We start from the raw sequence: 19,510 nt of genomic DNA on the forward strand, positions 1-19,510 counted from the left end.
CCCCGCACAGTCAAACGAAGACCACAGCGATATGCTAGAAATAAAAAATGCCAGCAAGCTTAACTTACTGGCATTACCCGAAAGGGGCTTTTTTGGACTTAAATTTTATATCCTCAATTGATTGAATAATATATTAGTGAATTTAACTTTTAAATCAGAAGCTTAATTTTTTTGGCAAGTTTGTGCCTATGCATTCATGTGGAGGGTAAAAGATAATTGAGAGCACTTCTTCGTTAGAATTGGAGTTGAGAAACCTAAATATATGCGTTTAACTTGTATTGGTTACTGTTGTTTTATACAGTGCTATTATTAGGCGATGATTTGATTAATCGTGTTGATTTAATAATGGAGATGACATGTGCGGGTCTAGTAATATTAAGGGGAAATGGGTTAATCATGGTGAATATTATGAAGAGGTTTTTGAGGGGGTAATCATAAGCCAACAGCATTTTTCAGGCATTCAGTTTGAGGGTTGTACGTTTAATGATTGTGATTTCAATGAGGCAGCGTTTAAAAACTGCAAATTTATTCATTGCCAATTCAACCGTTGTAATATGAGTGTCGTAAGGTGGCTATATACAGAGCTATTTGATATGAATTTTATTGAATGCAAGCTAATAGGTGTGGATTGGACCCAAGCGGATTGGCCGACATTTAGAAGGGATCCTGAGTTGACCTTTAAGCACTCTATGTTAAACGGTGCTTCTTTTTTTGGGCTTGTTTTACAGGGAGTGGTCTTTGATTCATGTCAGCTTCGAGATGTGGATTTTCGTGAAGGGGACTTTTCGAATGCTAAAATAACACATTGTGATTTATTTCAGAGTCTTTTCATGGGAACGCAATTAAGATCTGTTGATTTCACTGATTCCGTGCATTTTGATATCAATATTTTGAATAATACACTCACTCATGCCAAGTTTTCACGGTTTGAGGCGCTGAACCTGTTACAGAGCTTAGGTATTATATTAGTGGATTGATGTTTGGTAGTTGTATTGTTTGTGTTAGTGGTGTTAGTGGTGTTAGTGGTGTTAGTGGTGTTAGTGGTGTTAGTGGTGTTAGTGGTGTTAGTGGTGTTTTGTTGTTGGTATAATTTCGTGTCCTATTGGGCTTTTATATATTATAAGCTTAAGTGTTTTAATCGTTAAAGAAGTAGCGGGAATAAAAAGTAGCATGGAAATATCAATTGAGAAAGCAGTCGAAATAAAAATGGATAAACAAAATGGAGTAGCTGCCTCTATCGGGCTTGCTATTTGGGCTGTTCCATATTTATTATTGTGGATATTGGCTTTTTATAAATTACCTTATCTGGCTGCTATCATGATCCCCTTAACAGGAGCATGGACCGGACTTTTACTGCGATTTCATGGGCGTGGATTAGAGGGGAAATTCAATTATATTGCTTATACAAGTTTTATTCTAATAATGCTATTTGCAGCCTCTTTAGGGATCCTCATAGAAGGGCCTGTATTAATTATTGTGGTATTAGTATTGATGGTGGCAGGCCTTCTTTGTATTTCATATGTCAGCCAAATTAGTTTACCAAAAGAAGAGTATAAGATTTTTTCTAGAATGATGTATTCTGAAAATAGCTCGATGAAGAAACGATATCGAAATCATTTCTTTATTGTGTTACCGACAGTCATATTAAGCCACTTTGTATCCTTTGCGCTTGTACTGGTTTGTATTGGATTCTTGAATGAATATTTAAATATTGCGCTATTAGGGCTATGAGTTTTGATTGAGAATGATACTTAGGAATTAACAATTGTGAGTTTACCAGAAGAATTGGTGCACTCACATTTTAAATGTTTTGTTTACCTAAACACTACCTAACCTGAACTCGGGATAATGAGTGTCAAAAATGTGAGGTAACCCACTTAATATCAAAAAATTGAATGAAATTGGGTCATTCTTTATTTTCGAACTTGGCTTAATACTTTAATTTTTGTCGATATCAAGGCGTGATTTCGTATCTAATAGCAGGCTATTAGTAGAAAGCACAACATAGATAGCGGCAGAAATAGTGCTATTAAGCGGCGCTGCTTATCCCGAATTCAGGTTAACTATCAATATGCCCCATGTTCCTTTCAGGATCGAGTTGATCTCTGACTCGGCGTTTTAATATTTTTGCTTCAGGAAAGCCGCCATCTTGCTCTCGACACCAGATTAGCGTGTCGTTATAGTAAATTTTAAAGGTACCTTTGCTTGCTGGTGCTAATGAGACTGCTTTTAATTCGTCGCTAAAGGTGGATAGCAGTTCTTGTGCGAGCCAGCCACTTCTTAATAGCCATTGACAGAGAACACAGTAGTGAATGGTAATTTTAGGTTTCATGGGTGCTCCTTTGTGGATCCTTATGTTTGTTCTTAATGATGACGATATTATACGATTTTTTTGCTTGTTATTTCTGAACTTATTAGCGTTTGTGACTTGAATTATGGGCAATGAATAGCCATGTCTTTTATTTCTTGGTTAAATAGTGAGTAGATTTTGGGTAATCATCATAAAGCAATGAGTGGACGAGACGCGGAGACAGCTGAATCTAAAAAAAGTCACGCCAATCAAGCTCAAAATAGCCAAAACGTTAAGGTGAAAACCAATGCTTTTAGGAGTTTATTGCCGATATTGGCATTCCTCCGTCCTTATAAAATGATGGCATTTTTTGCCTTATTTGCCTTAATAATCACAGCGGTAGTGAGTCTCTCTTTAGGGCAAGGAGTGAAACTTATCCTTGATAATGGGTTTATTGCAGGTTCTATCGCGCAATTAAATCAGGCTATTTATGTCTTAGTGGGAATGATTAGTTTATTGGCTGTGGGCACCTTTACACGTTTCTATTTAATGTCTTGGTTGGGAGAGCGGATCAGTGCCGATATTCGAAAGGCGGTTTTTAATCGCGTCGTGACCTTACATCCTAGTTATTTTGAAGAAAATCGCAGCGGGGAAATTATGTCACGCCTCACGACCGATACTGTATTACTGCAATCGATTATTGGCTCGTCTTTTTCCATGGCTTTACGCAGTTTTTTTATCCTTGTAGGCGGGTTGGCCATGCTTCTTGTCACCAGTTTAAAACTGACTTTATTTGTCATTGTGTGTATTCCTCTTATCCTGTTTCCTATGATGGTTTTTGGCCGTAAAGTCAGGGCATTGTCGAGCAGTAGTCAGAATGCCATTGCCGATGTCGGGACTTATGCAGGTGAGATTATTCAAAATATCAAAGTGGTGCAAGGTTATACTTTTGAGCGCCTTGAACAATCGGCTTTTGGCTTGGAAGTTGAAAAAGCATTTGATGTCGCTAAACGCCGCGTGAAACAGCGCGCTTTTCTGATTGCTGTGGTGATTTTTGTGACTTTTACTGCCATCAGTATGATGCTTTGGGTGGGGGGAATGGATGTCTTATCTGGGCAGATGACGGGAGGGGAGCTAGGCGCCTTCATTTTTTATGCCATTATGGTGGCCATGTCAGTTGCCACGATTAGTGAAGTCTATGGGGAATTACAACGAGCAGCGGGCGCTGCAACACGGTTACTTGAGCTATTAAAAGTCAGTAGCAATATTCAAGAATCAAACACTCCTACATTGATTAAAGCGCCGCAAGAGACGGTGCTTGAGTTTAAAAATGGGGATTTTTATTATCCCTCACAGCCTGAGATAGCAGCGCTTAAGAATATTAATTTGCAAATACCACAAGGTAAAGTTGTGGCGTTTGTGGGCCCCTCTGGCGCGGGGAAAACGACCTTGTTTGAACTTTTTCAGCGTTTTTATGATCCCCAAAAGGGTCAAGTACTGTTTAATGGGGTTGACGTGACTCAGCTTAAATTGGAGACATTAAGGCAAGCCATGGGCATGGTGCCACAACAGCCTGTACTCTTTAGTACCGATGTTTGGCATAACATACGTTATGGTAAGCCTGATGCCACTGATGAGGAAGTGATGATGGCGGCTAAAAAGGCCCATGCTCATGAGTTTATTGAGCGATTACCTCAAGGCTATCAAAGTTTTTTAGGTGAGCAAGGTGTGCGACTATCGGGTGGGCAAAAACAGCGAATTGCCCTTGCGAGGGCCATTTTAAAAGATCCTCAAGTATTATTGCTTGATGAAGCAACTAGCGCATTAGATGCAGACAGTGAATTTCATGTTCAAGCTGCATTAAAAACCTTGATGCAGCACCGAACCACACTCATCATAGCTCATCGTTTATCGACCGTGATCCACGCCGATATTATCGTGGTGATGGATAAAGGAGAAATTTTGGCTACTGGGACGCATCAAATGTTATTGAAAAGCTCAGCGTTATATAAGCGTTTATGTGAATTACAGTTTGATAGCATAAAAGAACCTCACCACTGAGTATCTATGCTGTATGAATAAATTTAGTGCTTTTGGGGGCTGCATTATGTCAATGATCCTCGGTATGGTTGATTTGAAATGACTGCACAGCTTTCAGGCTGAATAATGATTCAACGATAGAGGATGGCTAATGACATTGAACAAGGGAATGATATTCGTTTTATTTTGTCTATCCAGTATGGCCGCACATGGCAAGATTAACGCTATAGAAGATAAATTGGAGCAAAAATTTGATTTATCTGGCCAATATGAATGCATCAGTACAAATAATAAAGACACCAAAGAAATTCATACCAATAAACAATTGACGATATCCTTAACCTTCGGAGACAGTCGTCGATACCAAACCTACGATATTAAATGGGTTTATAGTTTAAATGGTCAAGAGGTTAATGCTCAAGCTGTGGCCATTTTGCAGCATGAAACCTTGTCTTTATCTTACAATTTACATTTTCCCAATGCAAAAACGATTAATGGTGTGGAAGTGATCCGTTATCAACGGCTGGATAATCGTTGGTTTTTATACGGCAAATGGTTAAGAAATGACACGGTTCATAATACGGGATCGATTAGCTGCGTGATGTTGAGTTAGCTGTATTGAGTAAACAAGAATGCTGTTATTTGCTGATAAAACGATACAGTTGATGGCCATGGGGCGGTAGCACCAATAGCAAGATTATTCATCTAAGCACAAGGAGTCATTATGTTTATTATTAAGCTAGCCTTTTCTCATGAACAGAATTTAGATCATAGTGAAACGGAAAGCAAAGCGAAGCGTTTTATGCCGGCGCATCTCGATTGGTTACAGCAAGGCTATGATAATGGTGTGTTTTTGGTGTCCGGCAGTCTGCATTCTGAATTAGGTGGTGGGATTATCGCGCATGGCATTACGCGAGAGGCGTTAAATAAATTGCTTCAGGACGATCCTTTTGTCACCGAACAGATTGTTACACCTGAGATCATAGAAATCGTGCCCTCCAAAGCGGATGAAAGATTGGCTTTTTTGTTGTATTAAGTTCCCTATGAGAATAGCTAATATTTTTCATGTCATAAACTTTTACCGATATTGGCATTGAGTCTTGCTTCGTTGTATTAGGCATTGGCTCAACAACCCACTTTTGACATTGCCCTTCAATCAATGTCGTCGAAGGTAGTTATCGAAGGAAAGTGGGTCATTAGAATATGACTGAGTGGATTATGCTGTTAAAGTGCTCTATATCGCTACCTACATTCTAATCTGCGGTTTATTATAAATAAAAAAGCAGGATTAAATCGAAAGGTACACTTGAGGATAATGAGAGTTAAACATTACTGGGTCGCTCGACAATAAATAGTCTAGGGAAGTAGGTTTTATGTGAACTTAAGGTTTTTTTTTGTAAAAAAAAGTCAGATTTGATAGTTAAAACAACACTTGTTAATGAATATCAGCATAAGGTGAAAATCTCCCTTTGAGACGCGTCTGGACAATGTTATAACGTGTCTAGAAACTTAGGCCCTTTTTAATTATTCATTTGAGGAACATTGATATGATATTCTCCCTGGTTGAACACGCTGCTGCCGATCCGATTTTAGGCTTAACCGACGCCTTTAAAGCTGATGAGCGCGCAAACAAGGTCAACCTTGGGGTGGGGATCTACAAGGATGAGTCAGGTCAGACGCCCATTTTGAAATCGGTAAAAGCGGCTGAAGCAAAACTTCTTGCAGAAGAGAGCAGTAAAAGCTATTTAGGCATGGAAGGTGTGCAGACTTATAATAAGGCAGTTCAAGGCTTATTATTTGGTGACGATCACAGTGTTATCGCGAATAATCGTGTGTTTACCGCTCAAGCACCCGGTGGAACAGGCTCTTTACGGGTTGCTGCTGAGTTTGTGATGCGTCATACGTCTTCACGCACTATTTGGGTGAGTAATCCAACGTGGGCAAATCATCAAAACATTTTTGGTTCTGCTGGACTGGAAGTGAAACAATATCGTTATTATCAAGCCAATAGCCACGGTTTAGACTTTGAGGCAATGCTCGCGGATTTAGCGCTAGCGAGTGCAGGAGATTTGGTGTTATTGCATGGTTGTTGTCATAACCCAACGGGGATTGATTTAAACCTTGCCCAATGGCAACAAGTGGCTGATCTTTGTTTGAAGAAATCATTGGTGCCCTTATTTGATTTTGCCTATCAAGGCTTTGGTGAAGGTGTAGATGAAGACGCACAAGGCTTAAGACTGGTTGCCAATACAGTACCGGAATTAATGGTTGCTAATTCTTTTTCTAAAAACTTTGGTTTGTACAATGAACGCATTGGGGCGATGACTGTCGTTGGTAATGATGAAACCCAAGCCGCTAACAGTTTTAGTCAGATAAAAAGCACCATTCGTGCGCTATATTCCAATCCTCCGGCTCATGGCGGATTAATTGTGAGCACTATTCTTGCTGATAGCGAATTAAAAGCCTTATGGTTATCTGAGCTTAAGGAAATGCGTGAGCGTATTGCGCAGATGCGAGCATTGTTTGTTCAATCGTTAAAAGACTGTGGTGTTAGCCAAGATTTTGACTTTATTGCGAAGCAAAATGGAATGTTCAGCTTTTCTGGTTTGAATAAAACACAAGTGGCACGTTTAAAAGATGAATTTGGTATTTATATTGTGGGATCGGGCCGAATAAGCGTTGCGGGTATGACAAAGACGAATATGCCTGTTATTTGCAAGGCCATTGCCGCTGTTTTATAAAGGGTATTAGCGATTAAAAAAACCAGTCCTAAAGGACTGGTTTTTTATTGTTCGTAGTCGCTTCAAGTCAATATGCACCCTCGCAAAATGAAAGCTATGGATGCATTAGCGATTAAACACGCTTTTTGAATTCACCAGTGCGGCTATCGATCTCAATTTTATCGCCAGTCTTAACAAAGTCAGCCACACTCAAAGTATACTCAGTCCCCAATAATGTCGCAGGTTTCATGACTTTACCTGAAGTATCGCCACGGGCTGATGGTTCAGTGTAACCCACTTCACGAATAATGGTTGTGGGGAGTTCAACAGAAATGGCTTTACCTTCATAGAAGGTGACTTGGCAGATATCTTCCATGCCATCGACGATATAATGAATCACATCCCCTAAATTTTCAGCTTCTACGTCATATTGATTGAACTCTTCATCCATGAATACATACATAGGATCGGCAAAATAAGAATAGGTGCAATCTAAACGGTCCAGTTGAATGGCTTCTAATTTATCATCAGCTTTAAAGACTGTCTCTGTTCCAGAGCCAGAGAGTAAGTTTTTCAGTTTCATTTTGACGACAGCAGAACTACGTCCCGATTTGCTGAATTCCGATTTAAGCACAACCATAGGATCGTTTCCGACCATGATGACATTACCGACACGGGTTTCCTGAGCTGTTTTCATTATGTTTATTCCTATATTTACGAATATCTTCTTTAGGTAGAGATATTAGCTTTTTTTAACAAAGTTCACTAGTCTTGTGGCGAGATCGCCTGCATTTAATGCCTGTTTAGGCCATTTTTCAGCGTGTTTTTTGAGCGTTTGATTGTGTTGAACAAATGCTAGCCAAGCATCAACGCATGTTTGACTTTTGTCTTCATTAAAAGCCAAACAAAGCGCCTGCCAACACTGAGTTGCTTCAGAGTCTAATGATGCGCAATACTGTGTCATGAAAGCGGTTAACTTATCGATATGGACATTATCTTCTTGAGGATAGATATGCCAGATAAATGGCTTTTGTGCCCATTGCGCTCGCAGAAAAGAGTCTTCTCCTCGTACAATATTGAGATCACAATACCAGAGTAGCTTATCGAACTCTTCCTGTGATGTCATGGGAAGTACATGTACATGAAGATTACCCGCATGATAACTATTACCTGTTATGAAATGCGTTTCATGACTGCTCAGCATCCATTGAAGACTGTCTAAACTCTTTCCATGAGGTACCAATAAATGTATCGGTTTTGAGTCTTGTTGCCAGTGCTGACTGAGTGCCGTTAAGGCGGGCGTGGCATAGCTAAATACACTGATGTAAGTAGCATCGGCATTTTTTGTCGCTAAATGTGTAAAACCTAATTGCGTTAGCCAATCATGTTGGGCATGAGGGTTATTGAGCCAAGAGGTTTGTCGCTCAAATAAACCTTTTTCACATAAGAGTCCACCACTTTTGGGGCTAAAACCGGGAAAGAAAAAAAAGCGTTGCTGACCATCACTGAGTAATGAGGGGAGTCCATGGCAGTCATCAATCCAAGCTTCTGCCGTTAAATAGTCTAGATTAATCCAAAGAGGAGGATGAGCGAGCGTTTTTCGTTCATGTATGACACTATCAGGCAGCTCACAAGCAAAGGCTTCAATGAGCACTCGTCCGGGCTTCCACGTTTGCTTTAATGGCGTTTGCCAGTGTTCAATCGTGATCCCTTGATGTTCTTGTGTTGTCAGTTGAGCGTCGAGACTGGGTAAAATACATTGAAAGCTGTCAAGGCAATCGACCCAGAGAGTCACTTGAATACCAAAATCCGTAGAAAGTTGTTTTGCAAGGCGCCATGTAACACCAATATCGCCAAAATTGTCAATGACGGTACAAAAAATATCCCAGTGAGGTGATAACGAAGTGGAAGAGGGTGTCATGATATGATATTTCGTTAGCAAGCAATGCCAATATAATGGCTTAAAACATGAATGCACTCAATCACTGGAGGGCATTCATGTTTGAGTGAGAATTAATCTTCTAATTCGGCTAAGCACATCTCTTCATAAATTTGCTTAACCCACTGATCAACACGTTCTTCAGTCAATTCGGGCTGACGATCTTCATCTATGCCTAAACCAACAAAATGTTTGTCATCAGCCATGCCTTTTGATGCTTCGAAATCATAGCTGTCAGAGGGCCAGTGACCGATCACTATGCCACCACGACTTTCAACGATTTCATTGACCATACCCATGGCATCTAAGAAATACTCTGCATAATCTTCTTGATCGCCACAACCAAAGATGGCAATCAATTTATCTTGGAAATCAATTTGTTCAAGTTCAGGGAAGAAGTCATCCCAATCACACTGGGCTTCGCCATAATACCAAGTTGGGATCCCAAATATTAACAGATCATATTCAGCGATCTGCTCTTTAGTGCTTTTGGCAATATCTTTCACTTCCACCATTTTTTTACCCAGTTTTTTCTGGATCATCTTAGCGATGGCTTCGGTATTACCTGTATCAGATCCGAAAAAAAGACCTACTGTTGCCATTGTTGTTCCTTTCATTTTCTGTGCATGTTTATCAATGCGTCATTCAAGAGGGATTAATCGTTCAAATGTTTAAGCAGTATCGATTCGATTAATTGGCTGCGGCTCATATTACTGGTCATAGCTTGTTCATTCAAGGCATTATATACATCTTGTGAGACCTTAAGTTCAATGCGCTTCAAGCCTTTTTCTTTATCACGCAGCATTTGATTACGCTTATTCATTTTAAGTTGTTGATCTCGCGGCAAAGGATTGCTGCGAGGTCGGCCACGACGTTTTTCTGTTGCAAATAAGTCTATCGTGGTTCTATCAAAGGTTTCTTTAGCCATTGGATGAGCCTTTAACCTATTCCAGTGGTTTCCCAAGTCATTTGTATGATGCCTTTTGCAATGAAGCCTGAGCAGCCAAGAAACAAGACTAACCACACGATATATTGACCAAATTTCGGTACTTTACCTTGCTTGAGCACATCATGTATTGCCATGCCGATAAAGAAGAAAATTGAAGCAAAAAACAAATTCAACCCAAGTGCTTCAATTTGTTCCATATACTGCATTAGCATGTGATAGTCCTCATAAGGCAAAAAAAGAGCGCGAAATATAGCATATAAAAATAGGTGCTGCTAGGTTGTTTATCGAGACTTGTGAGTTAAATCAGTTTGGTTGCTTATCGAGGAAGTCTTTGACCAATCGATTAAAAAGGCTTGGCTTTTGTGCATGTAACCAATGTCCGGCGTCCAAGATGGTTCTGGCTTCTATTGCAGGAAACTGGCGAATAATATCTTGAGTGTATGCTTTTTTAACATAATCTGATTTTTCTCCGCGAATGCATAAACTGGGGCCTAAGTATTGTTTATCCTGATAGGGCCAGTCAATGATATCGCTATAAGAGCGTCTGAGCTGTTGAATATCCATTTTCCACATAAAATGATTGTTTTGCCGAATTAAACTCTTTAATAAAAATAAAGCGGTATGTTCATCGACGCCATTGTCCACCAGATAAGTTTGTGCCGTACGCCTATCAGTGATCTGCTCGAGCGGTAAGGATAATAGGGTATCTAATACATGCTGAGTATGTGAACTGGCATAAGCGACTGGCGCAATATCAGCAATAACTAGGCTTTTTACACGAGAGGGGTTATCTAATGCCATGGCCATGGCGATTTTTCCGCCCATAGAGTGCCCAACCAGGTGAACCTGACTGATTGCTTCATTATCCAATAAGTTGATGACCTTTTTGGCAAGAAGAGGGTAGCTCATGGCAAAGCCGTGTTCACTCTTACCATGATTGGGTACATCAATACGAATGACACGATAACGGGACTCTAAGCTTTTACCCAATGCTTTTAGATTATCGAGATCGCCAAATAAACCATGAATAAGCACCACAACTGGGCCTTGTGAGCTGGAAATAAAATGCATTATATTAAATCTTATTTAGCCAATGAGTGCTTAATTTTGCCTGTCGGCCAGTCTGTTGACAAGGTCAAGTTCACGATTGATACGATTTTCTGTCTTTTTTTTGGGCGTTTATTTGTGATTAATGTGTTTGATTGGTGATAATGAATACAAAATTGATTTATTGATGCTTTATCAAGAGTCTAAACCCCGTTACACTGGAGGCATATTTGATCTGATCTAGATCCGAAAGAGTGTATCTGATCACGTCATAATTTAGCTTAAGGAAGATTAAGATAATGAAATATATCGAGATTGATGAAGAACTTTACCGCTATATCGCTGGTAAAACGGAGAGGATCGGTGAGAGTGCTTCAGAGATCCTACGTCGATTACTTGGATTAAGTCTTGATAATACTAAGGTGGCAACACAATCATTGGCACCTAAGGCGATCAGTCAACCTAGTAATGAAAGCACCGACACCCTTACTCCAGTTCCTAAAGTTATTAAGCCTTTAAAGCCCGTTCCTTCCATTGAACATTTTGCTAAGCACATCGATAAGCGTGTATTAGCAGAGCAAAAAGGAGCCGTTGGGCGCTTTTTATTCTTATTAGAAACCTTATATGAACTGTCTCATGAGCAATTTGAGCAAGTTCTTCAGGTTCAAGGTCGAGGGCGCTTGTATTTTGCGACGTCAAAAGAAGCGTTATTGAAATCCAGTAAAACGGCTAACCCCAAAGAAATAGGCCAAAGTGGATACTGGGTGACAAGTAATAACAATACCGCTAAAAAAAGAACCATATTAACGGAAGTGTTAGAACAGTTTAATATTGATGATGCCGAAATAGAGCAAGTGATTGATACTATTTAATTATTAGGGATTGTTAAGCCGTGGAAAGGTGTTATTCACGTTTCTACGGAAATACGAAGAAAAACAGGGCATTGAGCCCGTTTATTTCATGTATTTTAAATAGTGCAAGATTTTAATATTAAACAATATTAAACAATATTAAACAATATTAAACAATATTAAGCTATTAGCTATATTTCAGCCGTAGTTAATTGAGACATACCCACGTTTTCACGGAAATACGGAGAAAAACAGGGCATTGAACCCGTCATTTTATTATTTTAAAATAGTATAAATTGTTGATGTTAAATGATATTGTTCTACTATTAAACGGTAGGTAAGTGCGACATATTCACTTTTTTACGGAAACAAACAGGGTATTGGACCCTTTATTTTATGGTTTAAAGGAGCAAACTTTGCCAATACATCCTCGTGCAGGAACCCTTGCGACACAAGCAGATTTAATTAATATTCCTAAGCTCATTAGCTTTTATTACCGTTGTAAGCCTAATATTGATGATGTTGCTCAAGGTGTTTCCTTTGGTACGTCAGGCCACAGAGGGACAGCACTTCATGGCAGTTTCAATGAAACCCATATTTTAGCTATTGCACAAGCTGTGGCGGATTATCGTCAGCATGCCGGAATAACAGGGCCTTTATATGTGGGAATAGACACACATGCATTATCGCAACCCGCGAGCATGAGTGTGATAGAAGTGATGACGGCGAATCAAGTTCAAGTGATTATTCAGCAAGAAGAAGGTTTTACACCGACTCCGGTTATCTCTCACGCCATTATTACCCATAATCATTCCAGTGATTTTAAAGCTAACGATCTGGCTGATGGCTTGATTATTACCCCTTCTCATAATCCGCCCCAAGATGGCGGTATTAAATATAATCCTCCTCATGGTGGACCTGCTGAAGGTGAAGTGACGGCATGGATTGAAGCTCGTGCCAATGCCTATTTGGCCGCACAATTGGAAGGAGTCAAACGTCTTAATTATTCCCTTGCAATGAAAACCTCTCTGGTGGCTGAAAAAGATCTTGTGACACCTTATGTCAGGGATCTTGGCAGTATCATAGATCTGCAAGCGATAAGTGATGCAAAAATCCGCATTGGAGTGGATCCTTTAGGGGGCGCGGGCATTCATTATTGGACGCCGATTGCTAAGCATTTTAATCTGGATATTCAAATTGTTAATGAGAGTATCGATCCTAGTTTTCGTTTTATGCCTTTAGATAAAGACGGTAAAATTCGAATGGATTGTTCTTCGCCTTTTGCCATGGCCGGTTTGTTGAAGCATCAAGATGAATTTGATGTGTGTGTGGGCAATGATGCGGATTACGATCGCCATGGCATTGTCTGTCCTGGTACTGGACTGATGGATCCAAATCATTTCTTAGTGGTAGCGATTGATTATTTATTGTCTCACCGCCCTGATTGGAGCAAAGACTTATCGATTGGTAAGACCTTAGTGTCCAGTGCAATGATAGATAAAGTGTGTGCTAAACATCACCGAGTTGTTAAAGAAGTGCCGGTAGGCTTTAAATGGTTTGTTGAAGGCTTGGCGAATGCCAGCTTAGCTTTTGGTGGTGAAGAAAGTGCAGGGGCGGCTTTTTTGAGGCGTGATGGTTCGACTTGGTGTACGGATAAAGATGGCTTTATTTTAGCGTTATTGGCTGCCGAAATTAGAGCGGTAACAGGAAAAACACCACAAGCCCTCTATGATGCATTGGAAGCAGAGTTTGGTCAAAGCTATTATCAGCGTCTAGATAGCCCTATTTCATTGAAGAAAAAAGCGAAGTTTGCCAATCTAACACCTGAATCGCTAAATGTGACCACATTGGCTGGTGAAGTGATTATTCAGGTGCTAACCCATGCTCCAGGTAACCAAGCGGCTATTGGTGGTGTGAAAGTGATAACCGAAAATGCTTGGTTTGCAGCTAGACCTTCAGGTACAGAAGCCTTATTTAAAATTTATGCAGAAAGTTTTGTCAGCCAAACGCATCTTGAACAAGTGTTAAGTGAAGCCAGTATGTTGATCAATAATGCATTAAAAGACTGATGTTCATTTTGTTTTATTATTAATTGACACCTTGTTGTTAACGCCATTGGGAGTCTCAATGGCGTTTGTATTTTTTGTTAAGGCAAGTTAAAGATGTCACATAGTAAAATTGAGTCTCTACTTCAAATAATCGGTTACATTTTTACAGAATAACTAGCGAACTAATATGTGCTAAATTTATTATATAATTTAGGGTTTGGAGGGTAGGTATAAGAAATGACTTCCGCACCTCTTTCAATAGATAAATTTAAAGAGCTAATAACTCTTGCTATGGAAGCACAAAATGAATATGAAAAATCTGCCATTTTTGCAGCAACAAAAGCCTTGTCGGATAATATTTTAAATAATAAAGACATACTAACGGGCTTGAATTTCAACTATTCCTCAGAATTTTTTGTCATTAAAATTCAATTAATTAGATATCATTTGGCTGCCTATCTAGAATATGAAGATAGTCATGGCTATAACTTACTACACCACTCGAAAATAGCGTTAGAAACTTTAAATGAACTAGAAAATTATATTGGATAAATATTCAGCCGCAAGATTGAATATAACTGGTTAATGACAGCCATTTTTTGCTCTAAGCGTCTGGAAGACCAAAGCCGAAAGGTATGACTGGTTTCATATTTTTTTATGTCCTGTCTTGCTTTTCGTGAATTGACTCTCTTGAATTAATTTATTGGTAATATTGTAAGTAGGCGGCTAAGGTTAAAATATGGGCATGATGATCCATACCCAAACCTTTCCTGTGATTTTGCCATTATCCGTGTTTAAATCCACCCGCTTCGGCTTCAGTGAGCGATGCGTTTAATGGATGTTTGTTTAAGTGGGCTAAAGCATCTTTATAATCTTGAATAAGCAATTCAGCTAAATCTTGACTAAAGCCTCTTTTGACTAAGATCCGCTGGATCACCAAATCTTGACGGTGCTTTGGCATAGCATAAGCGGGGACCAGCCAACCTTTTGTTCTGAGTCTATCGGCTAAATCAAATAAGTTAAAATCATGGGGCTTGTCATTGAGTTTCCAGCTGAGTGCTGGAATACCGTCAGTGCCATCGTAGATAATGTCAAAATGGCCTAGCTTAGCGATTTCTTTTGCGAGATAGATGGCAATTTGTTGGCAATGTTGATGTATTTGAGTGTAGCCTTCACGTCCTAGGCGGATGAAATGATAGTATTGTGCGATCACTTGTCCACTGGGTCTAGAAAAGTTCAGTGCGAAATCAGGCATATCACCACCTAGATAATTAACGTGAAAAACAAGATCGGGATGTAAATCTTCTTGCTCGTGCCAAATGATCCAACCTACACCTAATGGAGATAAACCAAACTTATGTCCGGATGCGTTAATAGAGCGGACTCTCGGTTGCCTAAAGTCCCATTTTAAATCTGTGTGTAAAAAAGGTGCTACAAAGCCGCCACTTGCGGCATCAACATGGACAGGAATATTCAAACCGCTTTGTCTTTCCAGTTCATCGAGTGCGAGACAGATACTTTCTACGGGCTCATATTGTCCCGTAAAGGTGACACCTAATGTGGCTACAACGCCAATGGTATTTTCATCACAGCGCTTGATCACTTCATCGCTATTCATGAGGTAACGATCGCCTTCCATGGGAATTTCTCTTAATTCAACTCCCCAGTAACGGGCAAATTTATGCCAACAAACTTGTACTGGTCCAGTGATGAGATTGGGTGATTGATCATTTTTTCCTTGTGCTTTTTGTCGGTCTCGCCATTTCCACAATAAGGCCATTCCACCTAACATTGCAGCTTCACTTGAGCCAGTGGTGGATGTGCCTATACTCTGTTTGGCTTGGGGAGCATTCCAGAGATCCGCAAGCATGTGAACACAGCGGCGCTCTATTTCTGCCGTTTGTGGGTATTCATCTTTGTCGACCATATTTTTATCGATGGCTAACGCCATAAGCTCAATCACTTCTGGTTCAAACCAGGTTTGACAGAAAGTGGCTAAATTTTGTCTTGAGTTACCATCCAGTAGTAATTCATCATGGATCAATTGCTTGATAACATCGCCTCTATGAGTGGTATCGGGCATGGCATATTTAGGCAAACTTTTTAGCGTATCATTCGATGTAAAAATACTTTTATCGGTACACTCTATTTCCGTCTTTTTAACATGTAACATAATGCTTCCTTGTTTATTCTTTATCTTATTTTGGCCTATAGAGTATAGTGTGCAACAAGAGTCATGGGAGATAAAAGTTTACGGTTTTACAGCGAGTGTTTCTGTGTAAAAAAGTCAAACAATGGGAAACTGAGACTGTTTAACTGTATTGATCATGCTCTCGAGTATAAAGGTGCTCATCTTATGGTTATACTTGTCGCCATAATAATATTTTTATCCATGCATATGGCTTTTTTAGTGATTGAGTACTTTGATGACTAGCCCCCTTAAAATAATACTATTAACCCATGAAAGAGAAGTTGATCGCCCATCCAATACCGGCGCCATTGCCTTAGAATATTATCCTGAGTACTGCCAACGCATTATTTGGTCTAGAGTTGCTCCCGATCCTCAAGTCGTTGATTTGTTAAATCAGGGACAAGGGGCGCTACTGTTTCCTGATGATCAGGAAACAATGCAACTAGACCTGAATGTGGGTAAGCAATTTGAGTCGCTTAATCATCAGCCTAGGGGCGGGGTGATTGAAGGGGATGAAATGAGTCAGTTTAATGTGCCTAATGTGGTTGTGATTTTGGATGCCACTTGGCAAGAAGCGAGAAAAATGTGCCGGCGCAGTGATTATTTAAAACAAGCGATGAAATATACATTACCTGAAACATTGATTGCTAAGCAGCGATCACAATTTAGATTACGACGTAACCAAGTCGAAGGGGGGTTCTGTACTATTGAATGTATTCAGTTTTTGTTTCACCTCAAAGGCATGCATACAGAAGCGGCTGTGTTAGAAAGTGCGTTTAAAAATTTTAATCAAAATGACGGTAAAATAACCTGACACACGTTTTACAAGGCCGATAAAGAAAATAACACTTGCTCAGAGGCGCGTAAATAGGTAATTTCTATGGCTTCATGTTTTGAGAATTTTATATGTCAAATCCTCTTTATTGGAAGAAGGTGCAAAATTAAGCAAGGTTGAAGGAGATACCCGTTTTTTCTCATAACGTTACCTTATTAGAGTGGGCTAAGTAGGCCGTTTCTGAACCATTAATGAACGATTTCATTTTATTGATGATTATCCCATGCCTATGGCTGACTCAAGTTTAATGATTAAAGGAGATAGACCTTGCTGAAAAAGCTAGGTGGAATACCGATCCAACCAGAAGCATTAAGCTGGTTATTAACACCCTGTGCTTTAAAAGAAAGTTTATTAGAGCGTATTGCTAATGCAGTACATTCAATTTACATTGCTGCACTTTATTTAGAAGATGATGAAGCGGGAGGAGAGATCCTGTCGGCATTAATGGCAGCAAAGGCACGTAACCCTCAACTTGACATTAAAGTTTTAGTTGATTTCCATCGTGCCCGTCGTGGTCTTATCGGCCAAAAGGGTGATAGCGGTAATTATTTGATGTATCGCAAAGTGATGCAAGAAGCTGAGCATGGCATCGACATTTTAGGGGTACCTGTTAAATCCCGAGAGTTCATGGGCGTATTACATCTCAAAGGATTCATTATTGATGATACTGTCATATTCAGTGGTGCAAGTATTAATAATATTTATTTGCATCAACATGATAAGTATCGATTTGACCGTTATCATCAAATTGAGTCACAAGCACTAGCTGACAGTATGCGGAACATGATCCAAGTGTATTTGGTTAATGATGAAGCGGTCAATTCGCTTTCTGATTGCAAAGATACAGAACGCTTACCGATAAAAAGTGAGATCACAAGCTTAAAACAAAGGTTGAGTAAAGCCAGTTACCAATTTGATAAAGTGACAAGCGGTAACCGAGTGACACCCATTGTAGGCTTAGGCCGCAAGAAAAATCAGCTAAATAAGACAGTGATCGCCTTAATTGAAGAATCGGAGGAGACGCTGTTTATTTGCACGCCGTATTTTAACCCTCCCTATATTCTATCGCGAGCCTTGTCGAAGCATTTACGTAAAGGCAAAAAAATTGATATTGTGGTGGGTGATAAAACCGCAAATGATTTTTATATTCCACCAGAAGAAACGTTTTCGACCATTGGTGCCTTACCTTATATGTATGAGCAGTCCCTTCGTAAATTTGCTAAGAGACAGCAATGGGCTATTGAAAAGGGCTTACTGAACATTCATTTATGGCGGCATGATAGAAACAGTTTTCATTTGAAGGGGATCAGTGCCGATGGAAAACGGCATTTAATTACAGGGAGTAATTTAAACCCAAGAGCTTTTGCGTTGGATCTTGAAAATGGCTTGTTATTGCAAGATGAAATAGGGGCGTGGACTGCACAGTTTGAACAAGAGCAAAAGCATATTTTGGAGCATACTGAGCGGCTTTATCATTACAGTCAGATCCAAACATTACAGCATTATCCACCTTCGGTGAAAAAAATAATGAAGAGAATAAAACGACTAAAAGCAGACTTTTTATTGAGACGCATTTTATAGTATTGTTTATATTCTGATGTCTGTTTGACTGAGTAGTCATAAAGCCGACTTTATTGAGTCGGCTTTTAATTTTTAAATTAAAATATTTTCAATAAGTTGGTGCCAAAACATCAAAATGTTGGAGATCATTTGCATAAGCGATAAAGATGTTTCAACCATTACATGCTGTACATCGGCTTTATCAATATCGAAAAGCCATCTCAACAAAAGCGTATAACGCAAGAGGCAAGAATGTTGTGCGTTGTCCGCAATGCTTACTTGCCGAGAGTCTGTGTACTTGCGCTGTGAGAAAACCTTTAGCGACGCAGACACAATTTTTATTGATCATGTATGATGATGAAGTGTTGAAACCCAGTAACAGTGGTCGGCTCATTGCTGATTTGATCCCTAACACTCATGCCTATATTTGGTCAAGAATACAAGCCAATCGAGCCATGCTTGCCTTGTTAAAGGATCCTAATTATCAGGCTTATGTTATTTTTCCAAGTCAATATGCGATGAAAAATCAGCCTGTTATTAATTCGTTATCAGACTCGGTGTCTTTACTGGAAAATAAAACGGGATTGCAAAAACAAAAAAAAACCTTATTTGTTATGCTTGACGGTAGCTGGCGAGAAGCCATTAAAATGTTTCGAAATAGTCCATATTTGCATCATTTGCCGTTATTATCATTTAGTGCAGAGCATACGGCTCACTATGCTTTGCGTAAAGGCAGTCGTGATTTTCAATTAGGGACAGCTGAGGTCGCTGCACTGGCTCTAGCGGTGAATGGAGAGCATGACAATGCCAATGCGTTGACAGCTTGGTTTGATTTATTTGTGAGTTCATCCCTTTATGGACGAAGTCAACAGTCTTCGCAAACATTAGTGCCTTTGTCCATTAAACGTGATGCTTTTGAACAGGCTTATCAACTTGCGGTAAAGTCAAAATAGCGGTTTTGATTTTATATGAAATTTCAAAAGCGTTTCATGCCAGACAAACCCTGTATTTTTACGTATTCTTGTATCTTTAAGTATCGC

General features: G+C 39.6%; 21 protein-coding genes. 13 read left to right on the forward strand and 8 right to left on the reverse strand.

Features of this window, described 5'->3' with window-relative positions; genetic code table 11:
- Positions 1–356: 356 nt before the first annotated feature.
- From Q0791_RS09220 to Q0791_RS09230, 3 genes are read left to right on the forward strand one after another with little or no spacing between them, the layout of a single operon-like run.
- Positions 357–977 (forward strand): pentapeptide repeat-containing protein, encoded by a 621-nt coding sequence (locus Q0791_RS09220; protein WP_299005171.1) that lies wholly within the window; start codon positions 357–359, stop codon positions 975–977.
- A gap of 3 nt (positions 978–980) precedes the next feature.
- Complete coding sequence (locus Q0791_RS09225) at positions 981–1,145, forward strand: hypothetical protein (RefSeq protein ID WP_299005174.1); 165 nt, start codon at positions 981–983, stop codon at positions 1,143–1,145.
- A gap of 25 nt (positions 1,146–1,170) precedes the next feature.
- A complete protein-coding gene (locus Q0791_RS09230; protein WP_299005177.1) occupies positions 1,171–1,731 on the forward strand; it encodes a hypothetical protein in 561 nt (186 codons plus the stop codon).
- A 328-nt stretch (positions 1,732–2,059) separates the two neighbouring features.
- Here the strand turns inward: Q0791_RS09230 and Q0791_RS09235 are convergent, their stop codons facing one another.
- Entirely contained in the window at positions 2,060–2,332 is a 273-nt protein-coding gene (locus Q0791_RS09235) for a SelT/SelW/SelH family protein (RefSeq protein ID WP_299005180.1), read from the reverse strand.
- Positions 2,333–2,488: 156 nt separating this feature from the next.
- On the opposite strand from Q0791_RS09235, the gene Q0791_RS09240 reads away from it, so the two are divergent.
- The 4 genes from Q0791_RS09240 to Q0791_RS09255 all read left to right on the forward strand — a co-directional run bounded on the left by Q0791_RS09240 (position 2,489) and on the right by Q0791_RS09255 (position 7,071).
- A complete protein-coding gene (locus Q0791_RS09240; protein ID WP_299005183.1) occupies positions 2,489–4,351 on the forward strand; it encodes an ABC transporter transmembrane domain-containing protein in 1,863 nt (620 codons plus the stop codon).
- A gap of 130 nt (positions 4,352–4,481) precedes the next feature.
- Complete coding sequence (locus tag Q0791_RS09245) at positions 4,482–4,943, forward strand: hypothetical protein (protein WP_299005186.1); 462 nt, start codon at positions 4,482–4,484, stop codon at positions 4,941–4,943.
- Between the two features lie 111 nt (positions 4,944–5,054).
- The gene (locus tag Q0791_RS09250; protein WP_299005189.1) at positions 5,055–5,366 is read left to right on the forward strand and encodes a YciI family protein; all 312 of its coding nucleotides are present in this window, start codon (positions 5,055–5,057) and stop codon (positions 5,364–5,366) included.
- Positions 5,367–5,877: 511 nt separating this feature from the next.
- Entirely contained in the window at positions 5,878–7,071 is a 1,194-nt protein-coding gene (locus tag Q0791_RS09255; protein ID WP_299005192.1) for an amino acid aminotransferase, read from the forward strand.
- A gap of 112 nt (positions 7,072–7,183) precedes the next feature.
- Here the strand turns inward: Q0791_RS09255 and efp are convergent, their stop codons facing one another.
- The 6 genes from efp to Q0791_RS09285 all read right to left on the reverse strand — a co-directional run bounded on the left by efp (position 7,184) and on the right by Q0791_RS09285 (position 11,009).
- The gene (efp, locus tag Q0791_RS09260) at positions 7,184–7,747 is read right to left on the reverse strand and encodes an elongation factor P (RefSeq protein ID WP_299005195.1); all 564 of its coding nucleotides are present in this window, start codon (positions 7,745–7,747) and stop codon (positions 7,184–7,186) included.
- Positions 7,748–7,792: 45 nt separating this feature from the next.
- Positions 7,793–8,971 (reverse strand): elongation factor P maturation arginine rhamnosyltransferase EarP, encoded by a 1,179-nt coding sequence (earP, locus tag Q0791_RS09265; RefSeq protein ID WP_299005198.1) that lies wholly within the window; start codon positions 8,969–8,971, stop codon positions 7,793–7,795.
- Between the two features lie 92 nt (positions 8,972–9,063).
- Positions 9,064–9,591, reverse strand: a complete 528-nt coding sequence (fldA, locus tag Q0791_RS09270) for a flavodoxin FldA (protein WP_299005201.1) — start codon at positions 9,589–9,591, stop codon at positions 9,064–9,066.
- A 53-nt stretch (positions 9,592–9,644) separates the two neighbouring features.
- Positions 9,645–9,917, reverse strand: a complete 273-nt coding sequence (ybfE, locus tag Q0791_RS09275; RefSeq protein WP_299005204.1) for a LexA regulated protein — start codon at positions 9,915–9,917, stop codon at positions 9,645–9,647.
- An 11-nt stretch (positions 9,918–9,928) separates the two neighbouring features.
- Entirely contained in the window at positions 9,929–10,150 is a 222-nt protein-coding gene (locus Q0791_RS09280) for a DUF2788 domain-containing protein (RefSeq protein ID WP_298776563.1), read from the reverse strand.
- Between the two features lie 91 nt (positions 10,151–10,241).
- Positions 10,242–11,009 (reverse strand): alpha/beta fold hydrolase, encoded by a 768-nt coding sequence (locus Q0791_RS09285; RefSeq protein ID WP_299005206.1) that lies wholly within the window; start codon positions 11,007–11,009, stop codon positions 10,242–10,244.
- Positions 11,010–11,284: 275 nt separating this feature from the next.
- Here Q0791_RS09285 and seqA point away from each other — a divergent pair, with 275 nt between their 5' ends.
- The 3 genes from seqA to Q0791_RS09300 all read left to right on the forward strand — a co-directional run bounded on the left by seqA (position 11,285) and on the right by Q0791_RS09300 (position 14,436).
- On the forward strand, positions 11,285–11,857 hold the full coding sequence (gene seqA, locus Q0791_RS09290; RefSeq protein ID WP_299005208.1) for a replication initiation negative regulator SeqA: 573 nt from the start codon (positions 11,285–11,287) through the stop codon (positions 11,855–11,857).
- A 395-nt stretch (positions 11,858–12,252) separates the two neighbouring features.
- Positions 12,253–13,905, forward strand: a complete 1,653-nt coding sequence (gene pgm, locus Q0791_RS09295; protein ID WP_299005210.1) for a phosphoglucomutase (alpha-D-glucose-1,6-bisphosphate-dependent) — start codon at positions 12,253–12,255, stop codon at positions 13,903–13,905.
- 216 nt (positions 13,906–14,121) lie between these two features.
- On the forward strand, positions 14,122–14,436 hold the full coding sequence (locus Q0791_RS09300; protein WP_299005212.1) for a hypothetical protein: 315 nt from the start codon (positions 14,122–14,124) through the stop codon (positions 14,434–14,436).
- 232 nt (positions 14,437–14,668) lie between these two features.
- Here the strand turns inward: Q0791_RS09300 and Q0791_RS09305 are convergent, their stop codons facing one another.
- A complete protein-coding gene (locus Q0791_RS09305) occupies positions 14,669–16,057 on the reverse strand; it encodes a glutamate decarboxylase (protein ID WP_299005215.1) in 1,389 nt (462 codons plus the stop codon).
- Positions 16,058–16,310: 253 nt separating this feature from the next.
- On the opposite strand from Q0791_RS09305, the gene Q0791_RS09310 reads away from it, so the two are divergent.
- The 3 genes from Q0791_RS09310 (at position 16,311) to Q0791_RS09320 (ending at position 19,423) form a co-directional block, all read left to right on the forward strand.
- On the forward strand, positions 16,311–16,889 hold the full coding sequence (locus tag Q0791_RS09310; protein ID WP_299005217.1) for a tRNA-uridine aminocarboxypropyltransferase: 579 nt from the start codon (positions 16,311–16,313) through the stop codon (positions 16,887–16,889).
- Between the two features lie 288 nt (positions 16,890–17,177).
- Positions 17,178–18,491, forward strand: a complete 1,314-nt coding sequence (pssA, locus tag Q0791_RS09315; protein ID WP_299005220.1) for a CDP-diacylglycerol--serine O-phosphatidyltransferase — start codon at positions 17,178–17,180, stop codon at positions 18,489–18,491.
- Between the two features lie 146 nt (positions 18,492–18,637).
- Positions 18,638–19,423, forward strand: coding sequence for a DTW domain-containing protein (locus Q0791_RS09320; protein ID WP_299005223.1), 786 nt, complete (start codon positions 18,638–18,640; stop codon positions 19,421–19,423).
- Positions 19,424–19,510 lie beyond the last annotated feature (87 nt).

The organism is uncultured Shewanella sp., from assembly GCF_947495455.1.
Taxonomy (GTDB): Bacteria; Pseudomonadota; Gammaproteobacteria; order Enterobacterales; family Shewanellaceae; genus Shewanella.